The 23,201-nt window shown below is 48.1% G+C and carries 19 protein-coding genes; 8 read left to right on the top strand and 11 right to left on the bottom strand.

From position 1 onward, the window contains the following. The 3 genes from WG89_RS29155 to WG89_RS02110 all read left to right on the top strand — a co-directional run. Window positions 1-188, top strand: a 188-nt coding sequence (locus WG89_RS29155; protein WP_172806680.1) for a transposase, incomplete at its 5' end; no start/stop codon positions are given. Between the two features lie 327 nt (window positions 189-515). Next, the gene (locus WG89_RS02115) at window positions 516-2,228 is read left to right on the top strand and encodes a choice-of-anchor I family protein (RefSeq protein WP_062260659.1); all 1,713 of its coding nucleotides are present in this window, start codon (window positions 516-518) and stop codon (window positions 2,226-2,228) included. A 239-nt stretch (window positions 2,229-2,467) separates the two neighbouring features. Beyond that, a complete protein-coding gene (locus WG89_RS02110; protein ID WP_062260657.1) occupies window positions 2,468-5,818 on the top strand; it encodes a hypothetical protein in 3,351 nt (1,116 codons plus the stop codon). 53 nt (window positions 5,819-5,871) lie between these two features. Here WG89_RS02110 and uxuA read toward each other — a convergent pair whose 3' ends face one another. The 7 genes from uxuA to WG89_RS02075 all read right to left on the bottom strand — a co-directional run bounded on the left by uxuA (window position 5,872) and on the right by WG89_RS02075 (window position 13,709). Further along, window positions 5,872-7,095, bottom strand: coding sequence for a mannonate dehydratase (gene uxuA / locus WG89_RS02105; RefSeq protein ID WP_342669240.1), 1,224 nt, complete (start codon window positions 7,093-7,095; stop codon window positions 5,872-5,874). Further along, the gene (locus WG89_RS02100; protein WP_062260655.1) at window positions 7,092-8,585 is read right to left on the bottom strand and encodes a mannitol dehydrogenase family protein; all 1,494 of its coding nucleotides are present in this window, start codon (window positions 8,583-8,585) and stop codon (window positions 7,092-7,094) included. The genes uxuA and WG89_RS02100 overlap by 4 nt, the downstream gene beginning before the upstream one ends. Next, window positions 8,585-9,997 carry a glucuronate isomerase gene (gene uxaC, locus WG89_RS02095; RefSeq protein ID WP_062260653.1) on the bottom strand — a complete coding sequence of 471 codons (1,413 nt, stop codon included), beginning with the start codon at window positions 9,995-9,997 and terminating at the stop codon, window positions 8,585-8,587. The genes WG89_RS02100 and uxaC overlap by 1 nt, the downstream gene beginning before the upstream one ends. 210 nt (window positions 9,998-10,207) lie before the next feature. Next, complete coding sequence (locus tag WG89_RS02090) at window positions 10,208-11,509, bottom strand: TRAP transporter large permease (protein ID WP_062260651.1); 1,302 nt, start codon at window positions 11,507-11,509, stop codon at window positions 10,208-10,210. Beyond that, window positions 11,509-12,057 (bottom strand): TRAP transporter small permease, encoded by a 549-nt coding sequence (locus WG89_RS02085; RefSeq protein ID WP_062260649.1) that lies wholly within the window; start codon window positions 12,055-12,057, stop codon window positions 11,509-11,511. The genes WG89_RS02090 and WG89_RS02085 overlap by 1 nt, the downstream gene beginning before the upstream one ends. A gap of 44 nt (window positions 12,058-12,101) precedes the next feature. Beyond that, a complete protein-coding gene (locus WG89_RS02080) occupies window positions 12,102-13,130 on the bottom strand; it encodes a TRAP transporter substrate-binding protein (protein WP_216638413.1) in 1,029 nt (342 codons plus the stop codon). 222 nt (window positions 13,131-13,352) lie between these two features. Next, on the bottom strand, window positions 13,353-13,709 hold the full coding sequence (locus tag WG89_RS02075) for a YgiW/YdeI family stress tolerance OB fold protein (protein ID WP_062260648.1): 357 nt from the start codon (window positions 13,707-13,709) through the stop codon (window positions 13,353-13,355). Between the two features lie 84 nt (window positions 13,710-13,793). Here WG89_RS02075 and WG89_RS02070 point away from each other — a divergent pair, with 84 nt between their 5' ends. Then, window positions 13,794-14,669, top strand: a complete 876-nt coding sequence (locus WG89_RS02070) for a TlyA family RNA methyltransferase (protein WP_342669239.1) — start codon at window positions 13,794-13,796, stop codon at window positions 14,667-14,669. Here the strand turns inward: WG89_RS02070 and WG89_RS02065 are convergent. Continuing rightward, entirely contained in the window at window positions 14,659-16,155 is a 1,497-nt protein-coding gene (locus WG89_RS02065) for a UxaA family hydrolase (protein WP_062260646.1), read from the bottom strand. The two genes, WG89_RS02070 and WG89_RS02065, sit on opposite strands and share 11 nt — an antisense overlap. 235 nt (window positions 16,156-16,390) lie before the next feature. Between WG89_RS02065 and WG89_RS02060 the strand changes: the two genes are divergently transcribed. After that, window positions 16,391-19,300 (top strand): inositol phosphate phosphatase SopB, encoded by a 2,910-nt coding sequence (locus WG89_RS02060; protein ID WP_062260645.1) that lies wholly within the window; start codon window positions 16,391-16,393, stop codon window positions 19,298-19,300. Here the strand turns inward: WG89_RS02060 and WG89_RS02055 are convergent. The 3 genes from WG89_RS02055 to glpX all read right to left on the bottom strand — a co-directional run bounded on the left by WG89_RS02055 (window position 19,268) and on the right by glpX (window position 21,053). Beyond that, entirely contained in the window at window positions 19,268-19,639 is a 372-nt protein-coding gene (locus WG89_RS02055) for a hypothetical protein (RefSeq protein ID WP_062260643.1), read from the bottom strand. The two genes, WG89_RS02060 and WG89_RS02055, sit on opposite strands and share 33 nt — an antisense overlap. A gap of 62 nt (window positions 19,640-19,701) precedes the next feature. Next, window positions 19,702-19,965 carry a YihD family protein gene (locus tag WG89_RS02050; protein WP_062260641.1) on the bottom strand — a complete coding sequence of 88 codons (264 nt, stop codon included), beginning with the start codon at window positions 19,963-19,965 and terminating at the stop codon, window positions 19,702-19,704. Between the two features lie 77 nt (window positions 19,966-20,042). Then, complete coding sequence (gene glpX / locus WG89_RS02045; RefSeq protein ID WP_062260639.1) at window positions 20,043-21,053, bottom strand: class II fructose-bisphosphatase; 1,011 nt, start codon at window positions 21,051-21,053, stop codon at window positions 20,043-20,045. A 428-nt stretch (window positions 21,054-21,481) separates the two neighbouring features. On the opposite strand from glpX, the gene rpsL reads away from it, so the two are divergent. The 3 genes from rpsL to WG89_RS02030 all read left to right on the top strand — a co-directional run. Further along, window positions 21,482-21,856 carry a 30S ribosomal protein S12 gene (gene rpsL, locus WG89_RS02040; protein ID WP_034841716.1) on the top strand — a complete coding sequence of 125 codons (375 nt, stop codon included), beginning with the start codon at window positions 21,482-21,484 and terminating at the stop codon, window positions 21,854-21,856. Window positions 21,857-22,009: 153 nt separating this feature from the next. Beyond that, on the top strand, window positions 22,010-22,480 hold the full coding sequence (rpsG, locus tag WG89_RS02035) for a 30S ribosomal protein S7 (protein WP_062260637.1): 471 nt from the start codon (window positions 22,010-22,012) through the stop codon (window positions 22,478-22,480). 18 nt (window positions 22,481-22,498) lie between these two features. After that, window positions 22,499-23,201 (top strand): GTP-binding protein (locus WG89_RS02030; RefSeq protein WP_153301372.1); only part of this gene is annotated, 703 nt, incomplete at its 3' end.

Here is a 23,201-nt window from a genome sequence, read left to right as displayed (position 1 = left end):
ACCCTGAAGTTAAGCAAAAGTTATGGGGTGGAGCATTCTGGAGTTCAGGATATTTTATGAATACTGTCGGCCAGCATGGTAATGAAGATGTAATTGCAAATTATGTCAAAAACCAAGGCAATGCGGAGTACAAGCAGCTACACCGGAAGGAAATAAGTCCGAACCAAATCAGTCTGTTTATGGACTGACCACTCAAGTTGCACTGAGGATACCCCGCAGCTTGCTGCGGGGTAGTTCATTAAAAAACGTCTGTCGACGTTTATATCTCCTCTCTCCATGACCTCCTGTAGTAGGTCTTGTCTCCATGCTCATCAGCTTACAGCGAACGCGCTCGCATATATTAAGAAAGCTGTCTCTACTATGAAAATGCCGTTCTATTAAACTCTGTAACTATTTTTATGGTTCGGGGTGGCGACATTTCCGGCTCATGGCTGTTTGTGTCAGATATGTCATTAAACAGTCATCTGCAAACGTTATAAAAATGCCTGATCCAATTAATAGAATCAGGTACCTCAATGGAACCGAAACTTGCTCGCACTTGTCTTCTCCTGGCTGCTCCCTTTGTTATAGCTGGCTGTTCAACAGTTCAGGAAACCGCTGAAATTAACCATCCTACTATGGAGCCTATAGGGCGTTATGCCTCGGGTAATTTCCATAAAGGCGCTGCGGAGATTGTCGCCTGGCATAAAGCCAGCCAGTCCATCTATGTCGTTAACGCCAGTGATAAAACCGTAGATATTCTTAGCGGTAAATCCCTCAATGGTCAGCCGTTGGCCAATCCTACAGAGGACTCAAACCTGCTGAAAATTGGCAAGATCAATCTTGAGTCCAGTGTTGATGGTATGAAACTGGGGACTGCCAACAGCGTTTCTGTCCATGGTGACCTTCTGGCTGTTGCTGTAGAAAACAGTAACAAGCAAGAAAAAGGTGTCGTCATTGTTTATAAACTGGATGCTGAAGGTGGCGCGGTATTCAGTGACTATGAGGTCGTCGGTGCTCTGCCCGATATGGTGACTTTCACACCGGATGGCGAATACCTGTTGGCCGCAAATGAGGGTGAGCCCTCTTTTGATTATAAAAATGACCCTGAAGGTTCTGTCAGTGTTATCAAAGTAAGTCCTGATGGCAAACTGGAAGAGCCACGTCATGCTACTTTCACTGCTTTCAATAAAGGCCACTCCAGAAACAGTGAACTGCCAGAAGACGTCAGAGTCTTTGGTCGTAACGCCACTGTTGCACAAGACCTGGAGCCAGAATACATCGCTGTTTCAGAAAACTCTGACACAGCCTATGTTTCTCTTCAGGAAAACAATGCTCTGGCCATCGTAGATATAGCCAATGCACGCATAGATTCCATTGTACCTCTTGGTTTCAAAGATTTTGGTCAGTCTGCTATTGATGCCAGCAACAAAGACGGCGGCGTGAATCTGCAGAAGTGGAGCGGTGTTTATGGCATGTATCAGCCTGACACTATTGCTACTTACAGTGTTGACGGTCAAACCTTTGTTGTAACCGCCAATGAAGGTGACGCCAGGGATTACTGGTATAAAGCGGCTTCAGAAGATCAGTGTCTGGCATCGGGTGGCCTCAAGTTCGATGATGAAGATGGTTGCCTTGGATACACAGAAGAACTCCGTACCAAGAAGCTTAAAGTCGACGCAGAGCATCCCAATGCCGATGCTGCCAAAGACAAGAAGAAGCTGGCAAGGCTGAAAGTCACCAATACTCTGGGTGATATCGACAATGACGGTGAATTTGAAAAGCTCTACTCTTACGGTGCCCGTTCGTTCTCTATCTGGAACGAGCAGGGAGAACTGGTATTTGATTCAGGCAGTGACTTTGAAGAAGTGACAGCAGCTGTTCTGGGTGATGACTTCAACAACAATGATGAAGAGACCAAGGGCGACAACCGCAGTGATGACAAAGGCCCAGAGCCAGAAGCGCTGGCTGTAGGTGAAGTGAACGGACGTCAGTATGCGTTTATTGGTCTGGAAAGAACCGGCGGTGTCATGATGTATGACGTCTCTAACCCCGTTCAACCAGAGTTTGTCAGCTACGTTTATAACCGTGACTTCTCTGTGGATACCGACAAGACACCAGAAAAGGCTGGTGATGTATCTCCAGAAGGCATGAAGTTTGTTGATGCGGGCGAGAGCCCTACCGGCAAACCACTGCTGATAATTGGGCATGAAGTGTCCGGCTCTACACTGGTTTATCAGATCGACTGATTGATCAACCCTGCCTGTTTATTGTTCTGCTCAGGTCATTTCATCGGCTCCTGTCTTGAAATGGTCTGAAGCAGTTCACACTCCTGCTATACACCTCTCTACGATAGACGACTTCCTCTGTATTCTCTGCGTCGGTTGATTCTTTCAACAGCCCATAAGAAAAGTTCGTGGTATAAAAAAATATTTTGAGACATAATTGACTCAAAATATAAAAATACAGTTCAAGGAAGTTTTGGGATATGTCTCAGCAGATACTTTGCAGCAAGGGTTCTATTCGATCCAGGCTGGCTCCCTTTCTTGTCGCCCTGACGTTAACGCTAACGGGCTGCGGAGGCGGTGGAGGCAGTAATGATGGGGGAGGGGATAATGCCCCGGACCCAGGTAATAATAACCCAGGCAACGGTGGAGGAGGTGATGGCGGAGACAATCTCCTTCCTGGTCAGCGTCAGGCTGGACCCAACAGAAACCTCAGCTTTGAATCTGCTTCCGTCAGACCTCTCGCAAAATCCGTAGATGGCTCAAAACTGTATGCTGTAAATACGCCGGACAATACCCTTCTGGTGTTCGGTATTGCCAGTGATGGGCAATTAACACTTTCCACAAGAATCAATGTAGGGATGGAACCAGTTGCCGTTGCTGTTCGTCCCAAGCTGGCGAATGGCTCAGATCCGCAAGAGGTTTGGGTAGTCAACCATCTATCGGACTCCATCAGTGTTATTGATACAGGCTCAACCGTTCCCTTTGTGAAGAAAACACTGCTTGTAGGTGATGAACCCAGAGACATTGTTTTTGCCAAAGACAAGGCCTTTGTAACCACAGCACGAAGAGGGCAACAGAGACTTAAAGTTCCGGAAAACATCGGTGGTGGTGATCCAAAGCTTCATGAACCTGGAACTCCCCGTGCAGATGTCTGGGTTTTCAATGCTGCAGCAACGGGTACTGAGTCTGGAGGAATGCCTGCCAGAATTATTAATCTGTTCGGAGATACGCCCAGAGCACTGGCTGTAAATGGCGCTGGCGATAAAGTGTATGCGGCTATTTTTAACTCCGGTAATCGAACCAGTATTGTTCATGAATCTGTATTGTGTACCACCTTCCAGGACTTTGCTGCTGGCCCATTCCAGGACAAGCCCTGTACGACACAGGATGGCCAACAACTGCCTGGTGGGCGAACAGCTCCGTCCATCAACAAAGACAATGCTGTGCAGCCCCTTACTTCCATGATCGTTAAATACGACGAGAAGGACGGCAAGTGGAAAGACAGTGGTGGTTGGGATTTCAGTAACGGAGTCAGGCTGAATCTGCCCGATAAAGATGTTTTTGCCATTGATGCTGATTCGCTGCAGGAAACGGATAACTATAAAACAGTGGGTACCACACTGTTCAACATGGTGGTTCACCCCTCATCTGGCAATGTCTATGTCAGTAATACCGAATCGAATAACGCTACACGTTTTGAAGGTCCCGGTACCTGGTTGAGAAATGTCATTGATAACGACTATCGGGGTTTTGCCCCTTATGACCGGATTAAAGACAAGCCGACGACCGTTCAAGGCAATATTGCGCAATCACGGATTACAGTGATCAAGCCTGATGGAACCGTTACACCGGTTCATCTCAATCCGCATATCGATTACAGCAAACTGAAGCAAGGGAATGATAAATCCAGAAGCCTTGCAACGCCGACACAGATGGCTATCAATAGTGATGGAGATCGTCTGTACGTCACAGCGCTGGGGTCTAACAAGATTGCAGCATACGACATCGACCAGCTTAATACCGGCAGTTCGCAGAGTGCACAGTCAAATGTCCGGTATATTACTGTGGATGGTGGTCCTTCGGGGTTGCTACTGAACAGTGATTACATTTACGCCATTACCCGCTTTGATAACAGGGTGGTGGTTTTGAATGCCGATACAGGCGCAGAAATTCAGCGGGTCGCTATGTATAACCCGGAGCCGCAAAATGTTCAGGCGGGTCGTTTCATGCTCTATGACGCTCATCGCTCATCATCCAACGGTGAAGCGTCCTGTGCCAGCTGTCATGTTTTTGGAGATACTGACCATCTAAGCTGGAACCTTGGTAATCCGGATGCGGCTAATGCCTGGAACCCTCTTGACCACGAAACTCTGAATATCGCGAGACTGGATTGCAGTGTGGCCAATGGAGGCGTTCTGGGTCAGGATGGCGAAGCCTGTAAGATCTTACCGAGTGTAAATGGTCAGGGAGATCCCAATGTTAAAAACTTTGATGGTCAAACAGTAGACGACAATCTGGCTCAGTTTGCAGCACTCAAAGGACCCATGGCGACCCAGACCATGCGTGGTATGAGTACACACGGCGCATTGCACTGGCGTGGTGACCGGGCTAATGGCTTCTTTTCCAATGCCAGTAATATAAACGACGAAAGGACTTCATTCAGGAACTTCATTGTGGCTTTTGAAGGTCTATTAGGTCTGGACGTCAATCTGGAGAATGCAGAAAGTCTGGATGCAGAAGCTAGAGCGCTGGCATCAGACATGGATAAATTTGCTGACTTCATGTTGGCGGTTCAGCTACCACCAAACCCAATAAGACCTCTGGACGGCACTTTCAGTAACTCGGCCCAGCAAGGGAAGTTGTTCTTTATGGGGGATGCTCCTGGTCGATCCCGATCTGATGGTCTGGCCAATGATTCCACTCTGAATAATGCTCAGTTTGGTAACCGGCCTGACGGGGTTTCCTGTGAAGGCTGTCATACCTTTGAACCTGAAAATGGCTTCTTCGGTGCAGACGGTAAAGTGGCTCATGGGGGGGAAATACAGATTTTGAAAGTACCCCACTTCCGTAATTTATATACCCGTGTTGGCATGTTTGGATTGCCCGACAGAAGAGGATTTCTGCCTTCCACAACCAATGACCTGGCTGATCGCGACCAGATAAGAGGTTTTGGCTTTCTGCATGATGGTGCAACGGACACGCTGTTTAACTTCCTGAAGGGGGGCGTGTTTGATGATGGCGCCACAGACTGCAGCAATGTCGATACAGGGTTGTCTGATAATCTGGATGCGGCAAAGCATGGCTGTCAGTTCAACTTCGGTAATGTGGGTATCCCGAACGATGCCGTTCGACAGAGCCTGGTGGATTTCCTGATGGAGTCGGATTCTGACCTTGCTCCAGTTGTTGCCCAGCAGATTACCCTTAGCAGTGACAGCCTGGCAGGTAACCTTGATCGTGTGAACCTGTTGATAGCCCGTTCGAAAGCACCTTTTAAATCAAAAGTCATGAGTGATGTTCTGAATCGAGGTGGCGCTAACCACACCCTGACAGAGTGCGAGCTGGTTGCACATGGTCGGGTAGAGAATGAGCTGAGAAGTTATCTGCTGGAGAATGGCAGTTTTACTCCAGATCGAACGGGTGAAGATGCTTTGTCTGAAAGTAATTTCCTTGATCTGGCGAGAAGAGAAGGCAATAGCCTGACATTTACCTGCGTGCCGCCAGGTTCTGGTGAACAGATGGCTTTGGACCGGGATTTGGATGGTTTCTTGAACCGGGACGAGATAGTCGCTGACAAGAATCCGGCGGATGCCAGCAGCTTCCCTGGTAGTTAAAACGAAAGATGATGCAATTCATTGATGGATTGCATCCTGAAGAGAACTGTCTTCTACATAGGTGGTTGGTGACGGTTATCCAGTGAACCTTGAATGCCCATCATCATGCCACGAAGTTCAGCCAATCCCCGCATTCTTCCTATACAGGAATAGCCGGGGTTGGTCTGCTTGCTCAGGTCATCCAGCATCTGGTGGCCATGATCAGGCCTCATGGGAATACAGTAGTCCTGCCGACCTTTTGATTTTCGAAGCAGCTGTTCCTGAAGCAGGTTGTGGATGATGGGGCACATATCATGATCCCCCTGAAGATGATCGGCTTCGTGAAAGCTGCGGTAACTATCTTCTACTGTGGTATTGCGAAGGTGAACAAAGTTAATACGATGTCCAAGTCGCTTGGCTATTCCAGCAAGATCCGCATTCTTTCCAGGGCCCAGTGAGCCACAGCAAAGTGTTATGCCGTTGGCAATGCTTTCCTGCATGGCAAGTATGTCCAATAAATCCTCTTCGGTACTGGCGATTCGGGGTAAACCCAGTAATGCCCAGGGTGGATCGTCAGGGTGAATCGCCATTTTTATTCCATGACTCTCTGCTACAGGAATAATGTGACTGAGAAAGACCGCAAGGTTTTGTTTTAACTGTTCTGCGTCAATGTCCTGATACTGGTCGATAGCCTGTTGGAGTTGTGCAAGTGAGTAACCTTCCTCTGAGCCAGGCAATCCGGCAATAATATTGGCAGTGAGCTGGTCAACTGCCTGCAAAGACATGGATGAGAAGCGTTGCTCAGCAAGATTAATGATTTCTTTGTTGTAATCCTTAGGAGCATCAGGTCGTTTGAGGATAAACAGTTCAAAGGCGGCAAAATCAACGGCATCGAAACGAAGGGCTTTTGATCCATCCGGCATCGTGAAAGCCAGATCGGTGCGGGTCCAGTCCAGAACCGGCATAAAGTTGTAGCAAACGGTTTTGATGCCACAATGGGATAAGTTAATTAACGTCTGTTTATAGTGCTCAATGTGCTGAAGGTAATCGCCTCTACTCAGTTTTATTGATTCAGTAACCGGGACGCTTTCTACTACAGACCACCTTAAGCCAGTAGGCTTTCCATTGAGGTTATACTCTATTTCACTTTTTCGATGCTGAATGTCAGTAACCGGCCAGACCTCTCCATTGGGAATATGATGCAGTGCGGTGACGATACCTGTGGCACCGGTTTGTCGAATGTCCTGAATGCTAACCGGGTCTTTTGGACCGAACCATCGCCAGGTTTGTTCCATCATAATGAGCCTCCTTTAGCCAGAATCCCTACGGCGGCTTCAGCGCCGATTTCATTCAGCGTTTGATAGGCCCGACTCACTTTGTTCTGCAGTTCTGAGTGTTTGGAAAGGTTTTGCCCAAAAACTGTTTCTAGCTCGAGAATACTGGAGAGGTATTTTTCAGGAGAATCAGCATTCTGTTGATAGAGCTGTTGAAAGTGTTCGCTGAGTGGATCAGATACTTCTATAGGCTCTCCTGAGATGTCTTTGCCACTGATGTATCGAATCCAGCCAGCAATGCCTAACGCCAGACAATCATAAGAAGCGTTATGATCCAGATGCCATTGAACGCTATTCAGCCATCGTTGCGGGATTTTCTGGCTACCGTCTGATGCGACTTGTTGGGTTTTATGTTTAAGGCAGGGGTTACTGAAACGCTCCAGTAATTGCTCAGCGTAGCTTTCCAGGTCGACCTCTTCAGGCATATCCAGTGTCACCATCGCTTCCTGACATAGCAGTCTTTTAGCAGCTAGTCGAAAGTCGGGTTGCTGGATTGTTTCTCCAATGGTCTGGTATCCCGCCAGATAGCCAAGATAAGCCAGAAATGAGTGGCTACCGTTGAGCATTCTCAGCTTCATCTGTTCATAAGGGCGAACATCTTCAACGAATTCAGCACCATCAATCAGATCCCAGTCTGGTCGCCCCAGAGGAAAGTGATCCTCAATAATCCATTGGCGAAAGCTTTCCGTAGCCACTGCTGCAGAATCCAGAAAACCATTTTGATCGGCCATTGTGGATAAGTCTTTCTCGGTCACAGCGGGAACAATTCGATCAACCATACTGCTGGGAAAAGCGACATGCTGGTCAATCCACTCAGCCAGCTCAGCATCCACTTGTTGAGCTAATTGAGTCACTGCAAGCCGAGAACGTTGGCCATTTTCTGGAATATTGTCACAGCTCAGAACGGTGAAGGGCGGAATGTTAGCTTCTCGTCGTCTTTTCAGTGATTCGATGATGAAGCCCATAGCCGTGACAGGATGTTCAGGGTATTGGACATCATGCAGGATATCGGGCTCATCTTTAAGCAATTTTCCGTTAGCAGGATCAAGGTAGTAACCTTTCTCTGTGATGCTAAGAGAGACGATTCTGGTCTCAGGCTGTACCATCTGTTCCAGCAGTGGCTGTGGATCTTTACGGCTGAAAAGGCTTTGGGTAAGAGCTCCGCAAACAGAAACTGAGTGTTGACCGCCTGCATCCCACTCAGTAACGCTGTAGAGGTTGTCCTGCTGGTTCAGAGTTTCAACCAGTTGCACATTACTTCTTATATTGGCCGCACAGATTCCCCAGTCTCTCTCGTCGCCAGCACTCATGGTTTCGCAGGTATACAGCGCCTGGTGAGCTCTATGAAAAGCGCCCAGCCCGAGGTGCACTATGCCTGTTTTTATCTGCCTGCGGTCGTAGGTAAATCCGTTGATCCAGGGAGCAATGGTTAAGCGGCTGTTCAGACTGTTCATTAGAGTTTATACGCCTCTTTGGGCAATCGATAAGTCAGGTCTTGCGCTGTCTCCATCGCTTCATCAAGACTCATGCGATGTTCACAGACCAGGTTGGCGAGAAAGCGGCTATCCATCCTGCGGGAAACATCGTGTCGGGCAGGAATGGAAAGAAAGGCCCGGGTGTCGTCGTTAAAGCCCACCGTATTGTAGAAACCCGCGGTTTCAGTGGTTTGTTGTCGATAGCGCAACATGCCCTCGGGGCTGTCATGGAACCACCAGGGAGGGCCAAGTTTCATCGCTGGATAGTGACCAGCCAGTGGAGCCAGTTCTCGACTGTATGTTGATTCATCAAGGGTGAAGACAATCAGTGTCAGAGAAGGAGAGTTACCCACTTCATTCAATAGAGGTCGCAAGCCTTCTACAAAGTTGACGGGCATGGGAATGTCGCATCCCTTATCCATGCCAAAGTGATCAAACACAGTTAGATTGTGATTGCGACAGGAGCCGGCATGGAGCTGCATCACCAGACCATCCTCCTCACTCATTCGGGCCATTTCAACCAGCATGTGTCCGCGGAATTGCTCTGCATCTTTGGCGGAGAGTGTGCCTTCCAGCGACTGGCTCAGTAATGCCTGGCACTGCTCTTTAGCAAGAACCGTAGTGAAAGGGGTTGGGAACCCATGATCAGTGGCCGTTGCTCCAGACTCTGCGAAAAACCGACGCCGAATCCTCAAAGCTTCCAGATATTGATGCCAGTCATGGGTATCCTGACCTGTGAGCTCAGCCAGCTTCTGGATGTCATTCTGAAAGTCAGGATGTTCAGGGTTGGTAACACTGTCAGGACGGAAAGTAGTAATAACACGCCCCTTCCAATCCGAGTTATTCAAGTTTGTATGGTGATAAAGGGAGTCGACGGCTGACTCGGTAGTGGCCAGAACTTCAATGCCAAAACGTTCAAACAAAGCTCTTGGGAGAAAGTCGGATCTACAGAGCTGCTCACTGATTTTATCGAAAATCTGATCGGCTGAATCTGTGTTCAGGCTTTGTGAGATACCAAGGACTTCGTGAAGTGCATGGTCAATCCATAGCCTTGTGGGTGTACCTCTAAACAGTTGCTGGTAATGTCCGGCAAACAGTTGCCAGATTTTTCTCGGGTTTGGTTCTGTCTCTCCGTACTGGTTTTTTACTCCCAGGCGTTCCAGTGCAATGCCCTGACTGTAGAGCATTCTGAAAACATAATGATCCGGCGAGATGAAAAGGGCGGCTGGGTTTTCAAAAGGACGGTTTTCAGCAAACCATTTGGCTTCGGTATGCCCGTGGGGGCTGATAATGGGTAAAGCCTGAATAGATTGATAAATCTCTCTGGCTACCTGCCGGACTGCAGGCTCAACAGGGAACAGTCTGTCCGGATGCAGGTGCTCTCTGGTCATGGCTCTACCTCAAAGTTAAGGCTTGGAGTGGGTTCAATAGTCTAGGAGCCTGTCAGACTTAAGGCAATTTCGGCCTAAATTCCAGAAAGAACGGCCAAATTCTTCGATGGATTCGTTTAAATAGGTTAACTATTCGCACGAATTCATCGAAGAATTTGACTCGTTCTACTGAAATTTATGCTCGAAAGCATAAGTCAGACAGGCTCCAGGTTAATTCAAACCAAATAGCTGTGGCAGAAGTAATGAGATCTGTGGAACAAAAGCGATGACCATCAATAACAGAAACAGGATGGCGTAAAACGGCAGCATGGGTCGGATCACCTGATGAATATCCACTTTGCCAACACTGCAGCCTACAAACAGGGCATTGCCTACCGGCGGAGTAATCAGGCCAATACAAAGATTGAAAATCATCATGATGCCAAAGTGCAGCGGGCTCATGCCCAGCTCGGTTGCTATAGGCAAAAAGATAGGCGTAAACACCAGCACAGCAGGTGTCATATCCATAAAAGTTCCAATCAGCAGCAACAATAAGTTGATGGCCAGGATGATTAATATTGGATTGTCCGAAAGCCTGTGCAGCTGATCACTGATCAGATTGGGCAGGTCAGCAGCCGTCAGAACCCAGGACATACTTACGGATACGGCAATCAGCAGAAGTACAATGGAGGTGGTGACCACCGACTCCAGCACAATAGAAGGCAGCTGTTTGATAGAAACTTCTTTATAAATGAATACCGCCAGAATAAAGCTGTAGGCCACAGCAAAGGCGGAAGCCTCTGTTGCAGTGAAGAGGCCACTGAGGATACCTCCCATAACCACAATGATCAGAGAGAGACAGGGCAGGGCATCCAGAAAAGAGCGAATGACCACCTGAAAAGAAGGGCGTTCAGTGGTTGGATAATTTCGATCAGCTGCTATCCAGGCTGTGACCCCCATAAGGCAAAGCCCCATCAAAATGCCTGGCAGATAGCCCGCCATAAATAGAGCAGCAATGGAGACGGAGCCACTGGTTAGCGCATAAATAATCATGACGTTACTGGGAGGAATCAGCAGTCCTACAGGGCAGGAGGCTGCATTGACGGCTGCAGAGAACTCCGGGTTATAGCCGGCTTTTCTCTGAACCGGATTAATAATACTGCCAACCGCCGCAGCTGAGGCAGCACCGGATCCTGATATGGAGCCAAACAGCATATTGGCCATGATATTAACGTGGGCAAGAGAGCCCGGCAGTGTGCCCACAAGCACCTGAGAAAAGTTGATGAGCCGCCGGGCAATGCCTCCCTGATTCATCAGAACGCCGGCAAGAATGAAAAAAGGGATGGCCAGCAGAGAAAAGCTTTTCAATCCTGAGCAGAGGCGCTGGGCAATCATGATAAGCGACGTTTCAAACGGCAGCATGGTGATGGCTGAAAGCAGAGTAGCCAGGCCAATCGCAAAACAGATAGGCACACCCAGAAAGAGTAAAACCAGAAAACAACCGAACAGAATAGCAATGGTGACGGGTTCCATTATTGATTCCTGAGTGCAGATTTAATAGGGCTGTTTGAGGCCGAAGATTTTGCTTCAGTCTGGTATTGGTTGGTAGAAAAGCATTCAGTGATAAAAAGCAGGCTGTAGAAAACGATGAAGCAGCCCGCCAGAGGCACCACCAGATAAATCGTACCGATGGGGATATCCAGGCCCGGAGCCATCTGTCCCAGACTCAGGGACCTCAGAGCAAACAGCGAACCGCCAATCATCATGGTCAGGAAGGCAAACAGTGCTACTGATGCGTGAAAGAGAAGATCTGCAAGGCGTTTCTTTTGACCGGTAAGCTTTCCGCTGATCAGGTTAATAGCCAGATGCTTCTTTAATCCAGTCGTGTAAGCCGCACCCAGCATGGCTACAGCCAGCATCAGGTGCCTGGCCAACTCTTCAGTCCAGGTACTGGGAGTGGTGAAGGGTAAAAACCGACTGATGGCTTGCCACAGCACTGCCAAAACCAGAGTGATCATGGAAACGGTGGTCAGAATGGCAAGAAGACGATCAACCGGGTGTTTGATTTTTTCTATGTTCATATAGCTGCCTGAAGAGGTCGGTATTGATTTGCTCTTGGCTGATTCTAGGCCGGTGGCTTTTTGGGAATTGGGGAAGAAGGTATGGAGGCGGCGGACTGAATTTTTTCCAAAAGTTTGGCCTGCTGGGGGTCTTTGGAGAATTGTTTGTAGAGGGGCTTTATTGCTTCACGAAAAGCGGTCTTATCCACTTCGATAAAAGTAACGCCGGATTTGCTGGCTGTTTCACGGGCATTTTTCAGTGTTTCATTCCATAAGGTTTGCTGATATTTCTCTGACCGCTCAGCTGCAATTCTGATCATGTTTCTTTGTGACTCTGTCAGCTTGTTGTTCCAGGTTTGAGTCGAAATCATCAGGTAATCCGGCACACTGCTGTGCTGGTCTTCAGAAAAGTAACGGGCAACTTCAAAGTGTCGTGTATCGACGTAAGAGGGTTCGTTATTTTCTGCCATATCCACGACCCCTTGCTGGAGTGCTGTGTAGGTTTCTCCAAAGGGAATGGGGGTGGGAGTGCCTCCCATCAGCTTCACCATTTCAATAACAGTAGGGCTGGGTTGGACCCTTACTTTCATACCTTTAAGGTCTTTAGGGCTATGAATGGGCTTACGGGCATAGAAACTTCTAAAGCGAGTTTCGTAGGCGGCAATGGCAAAGAATCCCTTTTTAGTGGGTGAGGCCATGATCTCCCGGCCCACTGGGCCAAAAACCACCTTGTTAAAATGCTCGGGGCTTTCAAAAAGATAGGGCAGGTTAAAAATCGCGAAGGTTTTATCAAACAGTTCAAGGTCACTGGCTGTGCCCTTGGTCATATCTATGATTCCGTGCTGCAGCATCTGTAGTGTGTCCACGGCATCTCCCATCTGTCCTGCCGGGTAAATTCTTAGCCGCAGATTGCCCTTTGAAAGTACGTTCAGCTGTTGATCCATGTAGACCGCAGCTTTATGCACCATATGTTTTTGATTGAGATTGTGGGCGAGCTTGAGAGTGACGGATTGTTCAGACCATGTGCAGGTGGAAGCCAGGCAGAGCAGGGTAATGCCAACAAGATTCAGGATGTTTGAATAGCGCTTCATCATCAGTCTGCAGTATTCCTGGAAAATGGATCTCGCAGGGACAGGACATCAATAAAGGTAGTAAGTTTGAGGCAGGTAATTGTAATTTTTGTTTTCGAAAAGTACTGCGCTGTCTATTACAGCGGGAACAGGGGCCGGATTGAGAGAAGCGGGTTCAGAGTTAAGTTGAGTTAGCAGTGAAAAGGTTGCCAACGACCAAGCTGGCAACCTTCTTCAGAATAATCATTAAATCACGGAGATTTTTTCTACTTCGATTTCGGTGGTTTCAAAAGCACCGGCTTCAACTTCGCCAAAAATTTTAACCTGGGTTTTTTCGTTAATGGTCACAGGTGGCAGATCTTCGGAGTCGATTTCTACCTGAATGCTGTCCTTGCCGTCGGAGAACAGGTAGGTCTCCTTGTCGATTTTCTTGGTCAGATAACCTGTCAGCTCTACCTGGGCATCGTCTACCGGATTGGCATTAATAGAAGCAACATCACTGGCTTTTGGAGTGCTGCCTGGACCTGTGTATTCAGCAAAGGCATTACCAGTGGTCAGGGCGATGGTGGAAGCAGCAAGAAAAGCAGACAGTGTTTTGTTCATGGTGTAAGTCTCCGGTTGTTCTTTCGTAATAGGGTCTGTGTTTAAAAGATGGGTCTAGAATACCAATGGGCAGGTAACCGGAAGATGAGTGAATCATTAAACTTTGTTCATTTTGAAAAACAGCTTTTCAAAATGGCTTTCCTGCTCAAGGAATACCGGCTTAGCAGGTATACTCGCAGCATTTCGCAAACGGTTCTCAGAATGGAAAGAATTGATCGTCTGTTGGTAGACCAGAAGCTTGCCGCTTCCCGCACCCAGGCCCAGAAGTACATTGCAGAGGGTAAAGTGCAGGTTATGCAGACTGCCGTCTGGCAGACCGTAAAAAAGCCCAGTGAAAAGTTTACTGCAGATACCGAATTGAAGGTTTCTCTGGATGAGTCGGATCGCTTTGTCTCTCGGGGTGGGCTTAAGCTGGCAGGGGCTCTTGAGAAAATCGGACTCGATATCACCGGGATGACTGTGATTGATGTTGGCCAGTCCACGGGAGGCTTTACTGACTGTGCTCTTCAGTCCGGGGCAGCAAAGGTAGTCGGTATTGAAGTAGGTCATGATCAGCTGGTTGAAAAACTCCGTCAGGATGAACGAGTGGTTTGCCTTGAGGGGGTGAATGCCCGTGAGTTGAGTCCTTCTCTGGTTGAGCATACTGATGAGCAAGCAGGTTTTGATCTGGCAGTGATGGATGTGTCTTTTATTTCCCAAACAAAAATTCTGCCTTCTCTGGCTCCCCTGTTAAAAAAAGGTGGAGTGTTGATCAGTCTGGTCAAGCCTCAGTTTGAGGTGGGTAAGTCTGGCCTGGGCAAAGGGGGTATTGTTCGGGATGAGAGTCTTTATCCAAAAGTTCAGACCTCCATCAAAGAATGCTGTAAGGATAATGAGCTGAAAACCCGGGACTACTTTGAAAGTCCCATAAAGGGGGGGGATGGAAACCGGGAGTTTCTGATTATTGCGGTCAAAGAGTAACCCCGTGCTTCCAGATAGCCAGCTCTCTGAACCCGTTCTTCTCATTACGTGTGGGTTGTCCGCTAATGGTTTGGGCTAACTGATCCAGTAATTCGTCACAGAGTTCGTGCAGGGATTTGCCAGCAGAGATCAGTTGACCGGCATCAAAATCAATCCAGTGTTTTTTTCTGTCTGCCAATTCTGTATTGGTAGCCAGTTTATAGGTAGGGACAAAACCACCATAAGGTGTCCCTCTACCTGTGGTAAACAGAATCATCTGACACCCGGCAGCAGCCAGTGCGCTGGTGGCCACTGCATCATTACCTGGGGCATGTAACAGATTAAGGCCGGGTTTTATTATACGTTCACCGTAGTGAATCACGGCCTTGACCGGGCTGCTGCCTGATTTTTGAGTGCAGCCAATAGACTTTTCTTCCAGTGTACTGATCCCACCCTGTTTGTTACCTGGAGAAGGGTTTTCATAAATAGGCTGGTTGTGACTCAGATAGTATTCTTTAAAGCCTGTAATCATCTCTACGATTTGCTGAAAGACTGCCTGATTTTCTGCTCTTTTCATTAATTGTTCTTCGGCGCCAAACATTTCGGGTACTTCAGTCAAAACCGTTGTACCGCCCCTGACGGTCAGAACATCCGACAACAGTCCGAGCAAAGGGTTGGCCGTTATGCCTGAAAGGCCATCGCTGCCCCCACATTCCAGACCAAAACGCACTTCGGACAGTTTTCCTGATTCTCTTTGGTCATTACGCATATTGTCATACAGGCTCTCCAACAATCTGAGTCCCTCGGTGAGCTCGTCTTCGCATTGTTGGGTCGACAGGAATTGAATATGTGCAAGCTCTGAATCATCAAAGTTGGATTGGAATGCTGCAACCTGATTGGTTTCACAACCAAGGCCGAGCACCAGGACGCCACCTGCATTAGGATGTCTGGCCATGCATTGAAGCAGCTTACGGGTATCTGTGTGATCATCGCCTAACTGAGAACATCCAAACGGATGGGAGAAGGCGTAGACGCCATCAATATCTTTACAGGAATGTTTTTCCAGAAACTGTTTGACCAGAGTACTGGCTACACCGTTTACGCACCCCACTGTCGGAATGACCCAAAGCTCATTTCGAACACCTACCGAACCGTTCTTCCTTCTGTAAATCTGTACGACTCTGTCCGTATGAGAATCGAATGAAGAAATAGAGGGCTCCTCAGGTTTATAGTGATAATGGGTCTGGTTTTGCAGCAGGGTTTTCAGGTTGTGGCAATGAATCCATTCACCTTGGGCAACAGGAGCAGTGATATGTCCTATGGGGTTGCCGTATTTGATGACAGGTTCACCTTCAGCAAGATCAGTCAGTGCGACCTTGTGAAAAGGGGGAACATCCTGCTTCAGGCACAAAGTTTCTTTGACTGCTGAAATAAGGGTACCTTGCTCAAAGGCTTTTAGAGTGATCAAGACATTGTCGTCTGGATGGATCTGCAGGCAGGTTTTCATGTGTAGGCTCGAAATGACTTCAGAATTATAAAGAAGATAGTGGATTCACAATCATCGAATTGAGTTTTGAGAGGATATTCGAAAAGTCAGGTCTTTGACGGCTTCCAGGTATTGGAGTAGCAGACTGTTACGATTGTCAGAAAAGCGTCTTGCCCAATGGTCTTCGACACAGATAAAGGCAGTAAAGGTAAATCTATACTGGAGATATTAGACAATAATCTCAGGGAAGACGGTAATGGCAACAGGTGGAGGCGGCGTAGACAGACGCAGCGGCAGTCCATACAGCTCTCAGGTTTCTTCTGATTCTGAAAGTGATTCCTCAATTTCTACGAGTTCTTCGTCCACGACCCGGGACGGTCGAAGTGTCTCCATAGCCAGTGATGATGTTTTTACGCCAGCGCACCGGGAAAGGCTCTCAACACAAACCGATGAAGTCCTCAGGTACAGACGAAGACCTGTCTCAGCCAGGTCAACCACTTCGTCCACGTCCCATAGCTCTGAGCTTGAGAGTACATCCACTACTTCCCTTGAAGAAACCACAGAGCCCAAATCTACCAAGAGAAGCGGGCAATATTTGAGTAAACGTGCCGCTTTGACGGATAAGTACAAGAAGAGACGAAGTGAGAATAGAAGTAAGCTGGCAGAAATGTCCGACCTGAAAACCCCGGGAAGCAGAGGTGTGGAGTTCTTTAAGGCGACTACCGGCTTAAAGGATCCACAGTTTGCTTTTATGGAACATGAGCTGGATTTTCTTCAGGATGAAATGAGAAGACAGCTGGAACCGCACATTAATAGAGATGACTTTGAGGTCAAAGCGCTCACGATTCTGCCCAAAGTAATTGCTAAAGGGGGGTTGGGATCTCAATTATTGCCTGAGCTGGATCAGTGGCATAGAGAGCGGACAGGGAACCCTAATGCTCCGATGATTTTGTCACAACTAAGTCCTCCAGCTGAGTTAGTAACTGTTTCACCTGAGTTGGCAGCCCAAGACCCTGAACAGGTCGCCCAAAAAGCCGAACTGAAAGTGCTTTGGGCCCAGTTACAGCACGAATTCAAAAGTGCGATCCCTGCTCTGAGAACCTGTTATTTCGATGAAATTCTGAAAGAAGGAACGATGGAAGAACAGGTCGGAGCCTACGATAGGCTCGAGAGAGGTATACAAGATCGTGTTGACAGGCTGAAATCTCTAATCACTGAATTGAAAAGGCTGTCTGTTGCTGTACAGGATCAGTCCGGTTTTATGGCTGCACTTGAGCAAGGGGCTGAAGGGGTTGTGGCCAAGCTGGAGAGTCAGCAGGAAACATTAGAAGTCTATAAACGTTCAGATTTTCGATATCAGCAGGCTTTCATAGAAGAAATGGCTTTGACTATGGCTTCTGTTGAAACCTTCTTAAAGAGTGACCTTGTAAAAGACATCAGCCAAGACCTCAAACCAAAAAGCAAGCAGGCAAAAGCGCTTAAAGAGCTGGGTGACTATATAAAAAGCTTCCAGTTACCCAAAAATCCTCAAGAACTGAGCCCTACCATCGTAGCGGACATGAAGCTGATCAAAGAGTGGTGTCTGGATAAGGTTGAAGAAGCGGGAACGACCAAAGAGCAGAAAAAAGCTCTGAAACATGCTCTGAAAGATCAGTTGAGAGATGATCGAATGCAATTGAGTTGGGAGTCAGTTGTTGAAGAAATACCCGCCAGAGCGGGTTTGCACCAGGAGTTATTTGAATCCTCCAATGAGCCTGTTGAAGCCATGTTTGGTCGGGTGGGTTCTGTTCCTTCAACGGCACAGGGTGTCGAGGACAAACCTTGTAATGCTTGGGGTCATAAGCTTCGCAGTATTGGAGGCAGAGGGATTTTGAATAAATGCCTGCGATCTGCAGTCCCTACACCTTACGAACTAAAAAAAGAAAAGGGAGTGAAAGATACGGAGCGTGCGAAGGAGCTCGCCAAGGCTAGAAGAGAGAATGCTGCGGCCGAACGAGCCAGGCAGCAGCTGATATCCAACTTATTACTGGAATTTGATGGCAGTGCAGAAAAGTTGGAAGAAGCTTTGGGTACGCCTGATAAAGCTGCAGAATGTCCGATGATGGTTATCAGTTACCTCACTACCGATAAAACACGACATAGAACCGGTAAGCACGATGATGAATTTACGATGCAGCTCGAAGCAGTTAAAGGCTTTGGTGAACTGACAACCAAGAAAGGTGAATTAAGGGAGCTTGCTTTTACCGATAAAGAGGGCAAGCCACGAAAGATATTCTTGAAGCCCAAGCTGGCACCTGTCGCCTGTGCTTGTAATGACCTGGCTCTCACTGCCCTGAAGTATGTCATGTTTCCCTGGGAGCTGGCGGATAAGCTTAATCAATCTTCGGTAGAGGATGTTACGGGCTCAGAGTTGCCGGAGGAACCTGTTGGTGGATGGGCTGGAGAGTATCTGGCTGATTATGAGCTTAAATATAAGAGGCCTCATCCCCATACTGAACTGGTAGAGAACCTGGTCAATGAATGGCGGATCATGTTGCTTTTGGAGGAGCAGCATGAGGCTCAGAACGATACCTTCAAGCCTGCAAATTTTCCTGCTGCCATCGCTATGCTTCTGAGGGAAGACAACCCATTTGTTATGGATGATATCGATCGTGCCTTAAGAGCAAGAAGTCGGGAAAGGCTGGACACTATTACTGAAGAACCTACTGATGAGGTTCAAAATGACCAGTCTCCAACTGACTCCATTTCATCACTGTCGGGCGCAGAACCAGAGGTTTTGCCGTATAGACTACCTATTCAAGTATTTGGATTCTGTAAGAGTGGTAAAGACAGAACCGGTGCTGGAATGGGGTCACTGGATCGTTTTCTCGTAGAAATTTATCTAAATCATCTGACCGCCATTGGCGAGCCTGTACCGACACTGGATAGACGATTCAATGCACAAAATTTTGCGCTCTTTGTTCAAATGAAGATTCAACATAAAAATGGCGCGATGGGCTACAAGACCAATGGCGAGGACAACCTGGTAGGTTCAACAGTGAAAAAAGCCAGAAAGCATTCGTCGAAAAGCACCGTTACGGTTGATGAGGCTACGTTGAAAAAGAAAAAATCTATCAAGAAAAAAGGTACAGTTTTAGGGCCCGAGCTTCCAGGTGGTGACCGGTAACTGATAATGCTTAACAACCTGCTGTAATCGATCCCAATATTGTTGATCTGAAGGCTTTTTCAGAATCAAAACAATACCTGCCTGCTTCTTTGTCAGCATTGCATAATCAAGAGACTGGCCAATGGCTTCGGGCCACTTGTTGGCAAAATCCATTTCTATGGCATGACTGTCGGTAATACAGTCGACTCGTCGTCCATCTTCCAGGCGGGATTCAACCTTTCCACCATTCCCTTCACACCAGACCTTTTGATACCAGAGTTCGGGTTCTGAAGCTTTGATGGAGCATGAGACTGAAGAGACAAAAAGAGTGGTAAGTATAAAAGGCAGTGTTGCTTTCATGATCTCATTCCATTGAGTCAGTCTTTCAACGCTACCTTTATCAGGCGTCAGCTACAAGTCGGCTACTTAATGCCACGAGCCTTCAGCAGTGCTTCTTTAAAATCGGGAATGGCATCCTTGGCAATGCCTGGAATCATGGCGTCCTTCTTTTCACCCTTCATTTTCAGGTGGTATATCAGGGTATCGTCCGTCAGGGAGGACAGATCGCCTTTGTGACCTGCTTCTTCGGCCAGCTTCTTGAGTACTTCAACCAGGTTGAGATGGGCTTCTTTATTCCACTCAGGGGCAAGCAGCTCGAACAGTTCGTTGATTTTGTGACAGCTCATAGGGACTACAGCAAATGTATGAGGAGGGGAGGAGGAGCCAACCTTCTGAACAAGGCTGGCTCATAGATTAAGGGAGATTAAAGAATAACACCCTTGATGTCATCATCTTTGCGGTCCAGATAATGGATAGACTTGATGCGACGAATCGTACGGGATTTACCACGGATAACCAGTGTTTCGGTTTCAGCGATGTTACCTTTTCGTGAGATGCCTTCAAGCAGATCACCTTTGGTAATACCTGTGGCTGAAAAAACGACATTGTCGGAGCTGGCCATATCTTCAAGGCGCAACAATTTACCAGGCTCAATACCCATTTCCTCGCAGCGAGTCCGTTCAATGGCGCCGGCCGCTTTGTTTTCTGGACTGTCTCCTTTGGCTTCATCACGAGTCATCAGTCGACCTTGCATGTCGCCACCCAGTGCGCGAATAACAGCTGCAGAAATAACCCCTTCTGGTGCTCCACCCACGCAATACATCATGTCAACTTCGCTATCAGGCATGCAGGCAAGAATGGAGGCAGCAACATCACCATCAGGAATGGCAAATACTTTTACACCCATCTTCTGCATCATTGCAATGGCGCTGTCATGACGGGGTTTGGCCAGGGTGATGACGGTCAGGCTTTCAAGAGGTTTGTGGAGGGCTTTGGCAACATTATGAATGTTTTCTTTAAGGCCAAGAGATAAGTCGATGGCATTTTTGGCACCAGAACCAACAACCAGCTTCTCCATATACATATCAGGAGCTTTCAGGAAAGAACCTTTTTCACCGGCAGCCAAAACAGCAACAGCATTGTTCTGACCCATAGCAGTCATGCGTGTGCCTTCAATAGGGTCAACGGCAATATCAACGCTCTCGCCCTGACCTTGGCCCACTTTTTCGCCTATGAAGAGCATGGGCGCTTCATCAATTTCGCCCTCACCAATGACAATCTCACCGTCCATCTCAACTTTATTGAGCATGGCTCTCATGGCTTCAACGGCTGCACCGTCAGCTGCATTCTTATCGCCTCGGCCAAGCCATTTGTAGCCAGCCAGGGCTGCCGCTTCGGTCACACGTGAGAATTCAATCGCCAGTTCGCGTTTCATGGTATTCCTGATGGTGATCTAGGGTATCGGCGGGACTTTAGCACAACTCGGCGAAGGAGGGGGATGTCAAAAGAGTGTAAAAGCGGTCTTATGCACCTGACTAAGAAAGAAGTCGAAAGGCTACTTATTGGCGCCCTATAATTTAAAAAGTATTCGTAGTACTATGTTTTTACTGCCTTTTTTGACGTACGACAGTACTTGAATCCTCCCCGCGAGTTCTCCACTTATCTCATTTGTGTTATCCACAGGCTTGACGCCATTTCCTGCATTCCGTAAAATTTCGCGGCTTTATATTGCCCCGAGCTGTATTTGCGAGGGCGGGTGGATGCCGGTTTTTACGCCGGCTTTTGCCGTTGAAGCAAAGAATTATCTGCGCACTCCTCTGACGCGGGTAGTTCTATTTACTTAGAAACGACTGGAGTTCGCCAATGGCAACAATTAACCAGCTGGTTCGCAAGCCTCGTAAGCGCAAGGTCAAAAAGACCGACGTTCCTGCGCTTCAGGCCTGCCCACAGCGTCGCGGTGTATGCACACGTGTTTACACCACTACACCTAAGAAGCCTAACTCTGCGCTGCGTAAAGTATGTCGTGTGCGTCTGACTAACGGCTTCGAAGTGACTTCCTACATCGGTGGTGAAGGTCACAACCTGCAGGAGCACAGTGTTGTTCTGATCCGTGGCGGTCGTGTAAAAGACTTGCCAGGTGTTCGTTACCACACCGTTCGCGGTAGCCTGGATACCCAGGGTGTTAACGACCGTAAGCAGGGCCGTTCCAAGTACGGTACCAAGAAACCTAAGTCCTGATCGAAGTTTCGTCAGAACAGGGTTTCATAAACTGGCGGCCTGAGGTTGTCAGTACAGTCGGGTTCAAGACCCGAAAGAATTTAACAGTAGGTTGATAAGAGTAAGGTCAGGTATTTACCTGAGCTACCTGAAGGCCGAAAAGAGGGCTTATCAATGCCAAGAAGACGCGTAGTCGCCAAACGTGAAGTACTGCCAGATCCTAAGTTTCATGACAAAACGCTGGCTAAGTTCATCAACCACGTGATGGTTTCCGGTAAGAAGTCTGTTGCCGAGAAAATCGTTTATGGTGCACTGGACAAGGTTCAGGAGCGCACTAGTAAAGAGCCTCTCGAGCTGTTTGAAAAAGCTCTGGAGTCCATCTCTCCAATGGTTGAGGTTAAGTCCCGCCGCGTAGGTGGTGCTACTTACCAGGTGCCTGTAGAAGTTCGTCCAAGTCGTCGTACCGCTCTGGCGATGCGCTGGCTGGTAGACGCTGCGCGTAAGCGTGGTGAGAAGTCCATGGATCTCCGCCTGGCGGGCGAGCTGCTGGATGCTGCCGAGAACAAGGGTGCTGCTGTCAAGAAGCGTGAAGACGTGCATCGCATGGCTGAAGCCAACAAAGCGTTCTCTCACTACCGTTTCTAAGTATCAGAGGATTGAGTCGTGGCCCGTAAAACCCCTATTGACCGCTATCGCAATATTGGTATTTGTGCCCATGTTGACGCGGGTAAGACAACGACCACTGAACGTGTACTGTTCTACACAGGTCTGAGCCACAAAATTGGTGAGGTGCACGATGGTGCAGCTACCATGGACTGGATGGAGCAGGAGCAGGAGCGTGGTATTACCATTACTTCTGCTGCTACTACATGCTTCTGGCGTGGTATGGATGCTCAGTTTGACGAGCATCGTGTAAACATTATCGATACTCCAGGGCACGTTGACTTCACCATCGAAGTTGAGCGTTCCCTGCGAGTTCTGGATGGCGCTGTTGTAGTGCTGTGTGGCTCTTCTGGTGTGCAGCCGCAAACTGAAACTGTATGGCGTCAGGCTGACAAATACGAAGTGCCTCGCATGGTGTTTGTTAACAAGATGGACCGTACCGGTGCAGACTACCAGATGGTTGTCGATCAGTTGCGTGAGCGTCTGAATGCTACTGCTGTACCAATGCAGATGACTATTGGTGCAGAAGACGAATTCAAGGGTGTAGTCGATCTCGTTAAGATGAAAGCAATCATCTGGAACGAGGCTGACCAGGGAATGACCTTCAAATATGAAGATATTCCTGCTGATATGGCTGATGTTTGTGCAGAAATGCATGAATACATGGTTGAAGCTGCAGCTGAAGCAACCGAAGAGCTCATGG

It is taken from the genome of Endozoicomonas arenosclerae (assembly GCF_001562015.1).
GTDB lineage: Bacteria > Pseudomonadota > Gammaproteobacteria > Pseudomonadales > Endozoicomonadaceae > Endozoicomonas_A > Endozoicomonas_A arenosclerae.
The sequence above is the reverse complement of the archived record's forward strand: the minus strand, read 5'-3'. Positions and strand labels throughout refer to the sequence as shown.

Coding starts and splice junctions, on each gene's coding strand:
- WG89_RS02115 (WP_062260659.1), top strand. CDS start 516: ATGGAACCGAAACTTGCTCGCACTTGTCTTCTCCTGGCTGCTCCCTTT.
- WG89_RS02110 (WP_062260657.1), top strand. CDS start 2,468: ATGTCTCAGCAGATACTTTGCAGCAAGGGTTCTATTCGATCCAGGCTG.
- uxuA (WP_342669240.1), bottom strand. CDS start 7,095: ATGATGGAACAAACCTGGCGATGGTTCGGTCCAAAAGACCCGGTTAGC.
- WG89_RS02100 (WP_062260655.1), bottom strand. CDS start 8,585: ATGAACAGTCTGAACAGCCGCTTAACCATTGCTCCCTGGATCAACGGA.
- uxaC (WP_062260653.1), bottom strand. CDS start 9,997: ATGACCAGAGAGCACCTGCATCCGGACAGACTGTTCCCTGTTGAGCCT.
- WG89_RS02090 (WP_062260651.1), bottom strand. CDS start 11,509: ATGGAACCCGTCACCATTGCTATTCTGTTCGGTTGTTTTCTGGTTTTA.
- WG89_RS02085 (WP_062260649.1), bottom strand. CDS start 12,057: ATGAACATAGAAAAAATCAAACACCCGGTTGATCGTCTTCTTGCCATT.
- WG89_RS02080 (WP_216638413.1), bottom strand. CDS start 13,130: ATGATGAAGCGCTATTCAAACATCCTGAATCTTGTTGGCATTACCCTG.
- WG89_RS02075 (WP_062260648.1), bottom strand. CDS start 13,709: ATGAACAAAACACTGTCTGCTTTTCTTGCTGCTTCCACCATCGCCCTG.
- WG89_RS02070 (WP_342669239.1), top strand. CDS start 13,794: ATGAGTGAATCATTAAACTTTGTTCATTTTGAAAAACAGCTTTTCAAA.
- WG89_RS02065 (WP_062260646.1), bottom strand. CDS start 16,155: ATGAAAACCTGCCTGCAGATCCATCCAGACGACAATGTCTTGATCACT.
- WG89_RS02060 (WP_062260645.1), top strand. CDS start 16,391: ATGGCAACAGGTGGAGGCGGCGTAGACAGACGCAGCGGCAGTCCATAC.
- WG89_RS02055 (WP_062260643.1), bottom strand. CDS start 19,639: ATGAAAGCAACACTGCCTTTTATACTTACCACTCTTTTTGTCTCTTCA.
- WG89_RS02050 (WP_062260641.1), bottom strand. CDS start 19,965: ATGAGCTGTCACAAAATCAACGAACTGTTCGAGCTGCTTGCCCCTGAG.
- glpX (WP_062260639.1), bottom strand. CDS start 21,053: ATGAAACGCGAACTGGCGATTGAATTCTCACGTGTGACCGAAGCGGCA.
- rpsL (WP_034841716.1), top strand. CDS start 21,482: ATGGCAACAATTAACCAGCTGGTTCGCAAGCCTCGTAAGCGCAAGGTC.
- rpsG (WP_062260637.1), top strand. CDS start 22,010: ATGCCAAGAAGACGCGTAGTCGCCAAACGTGAAGTACTGCCAGATCCT.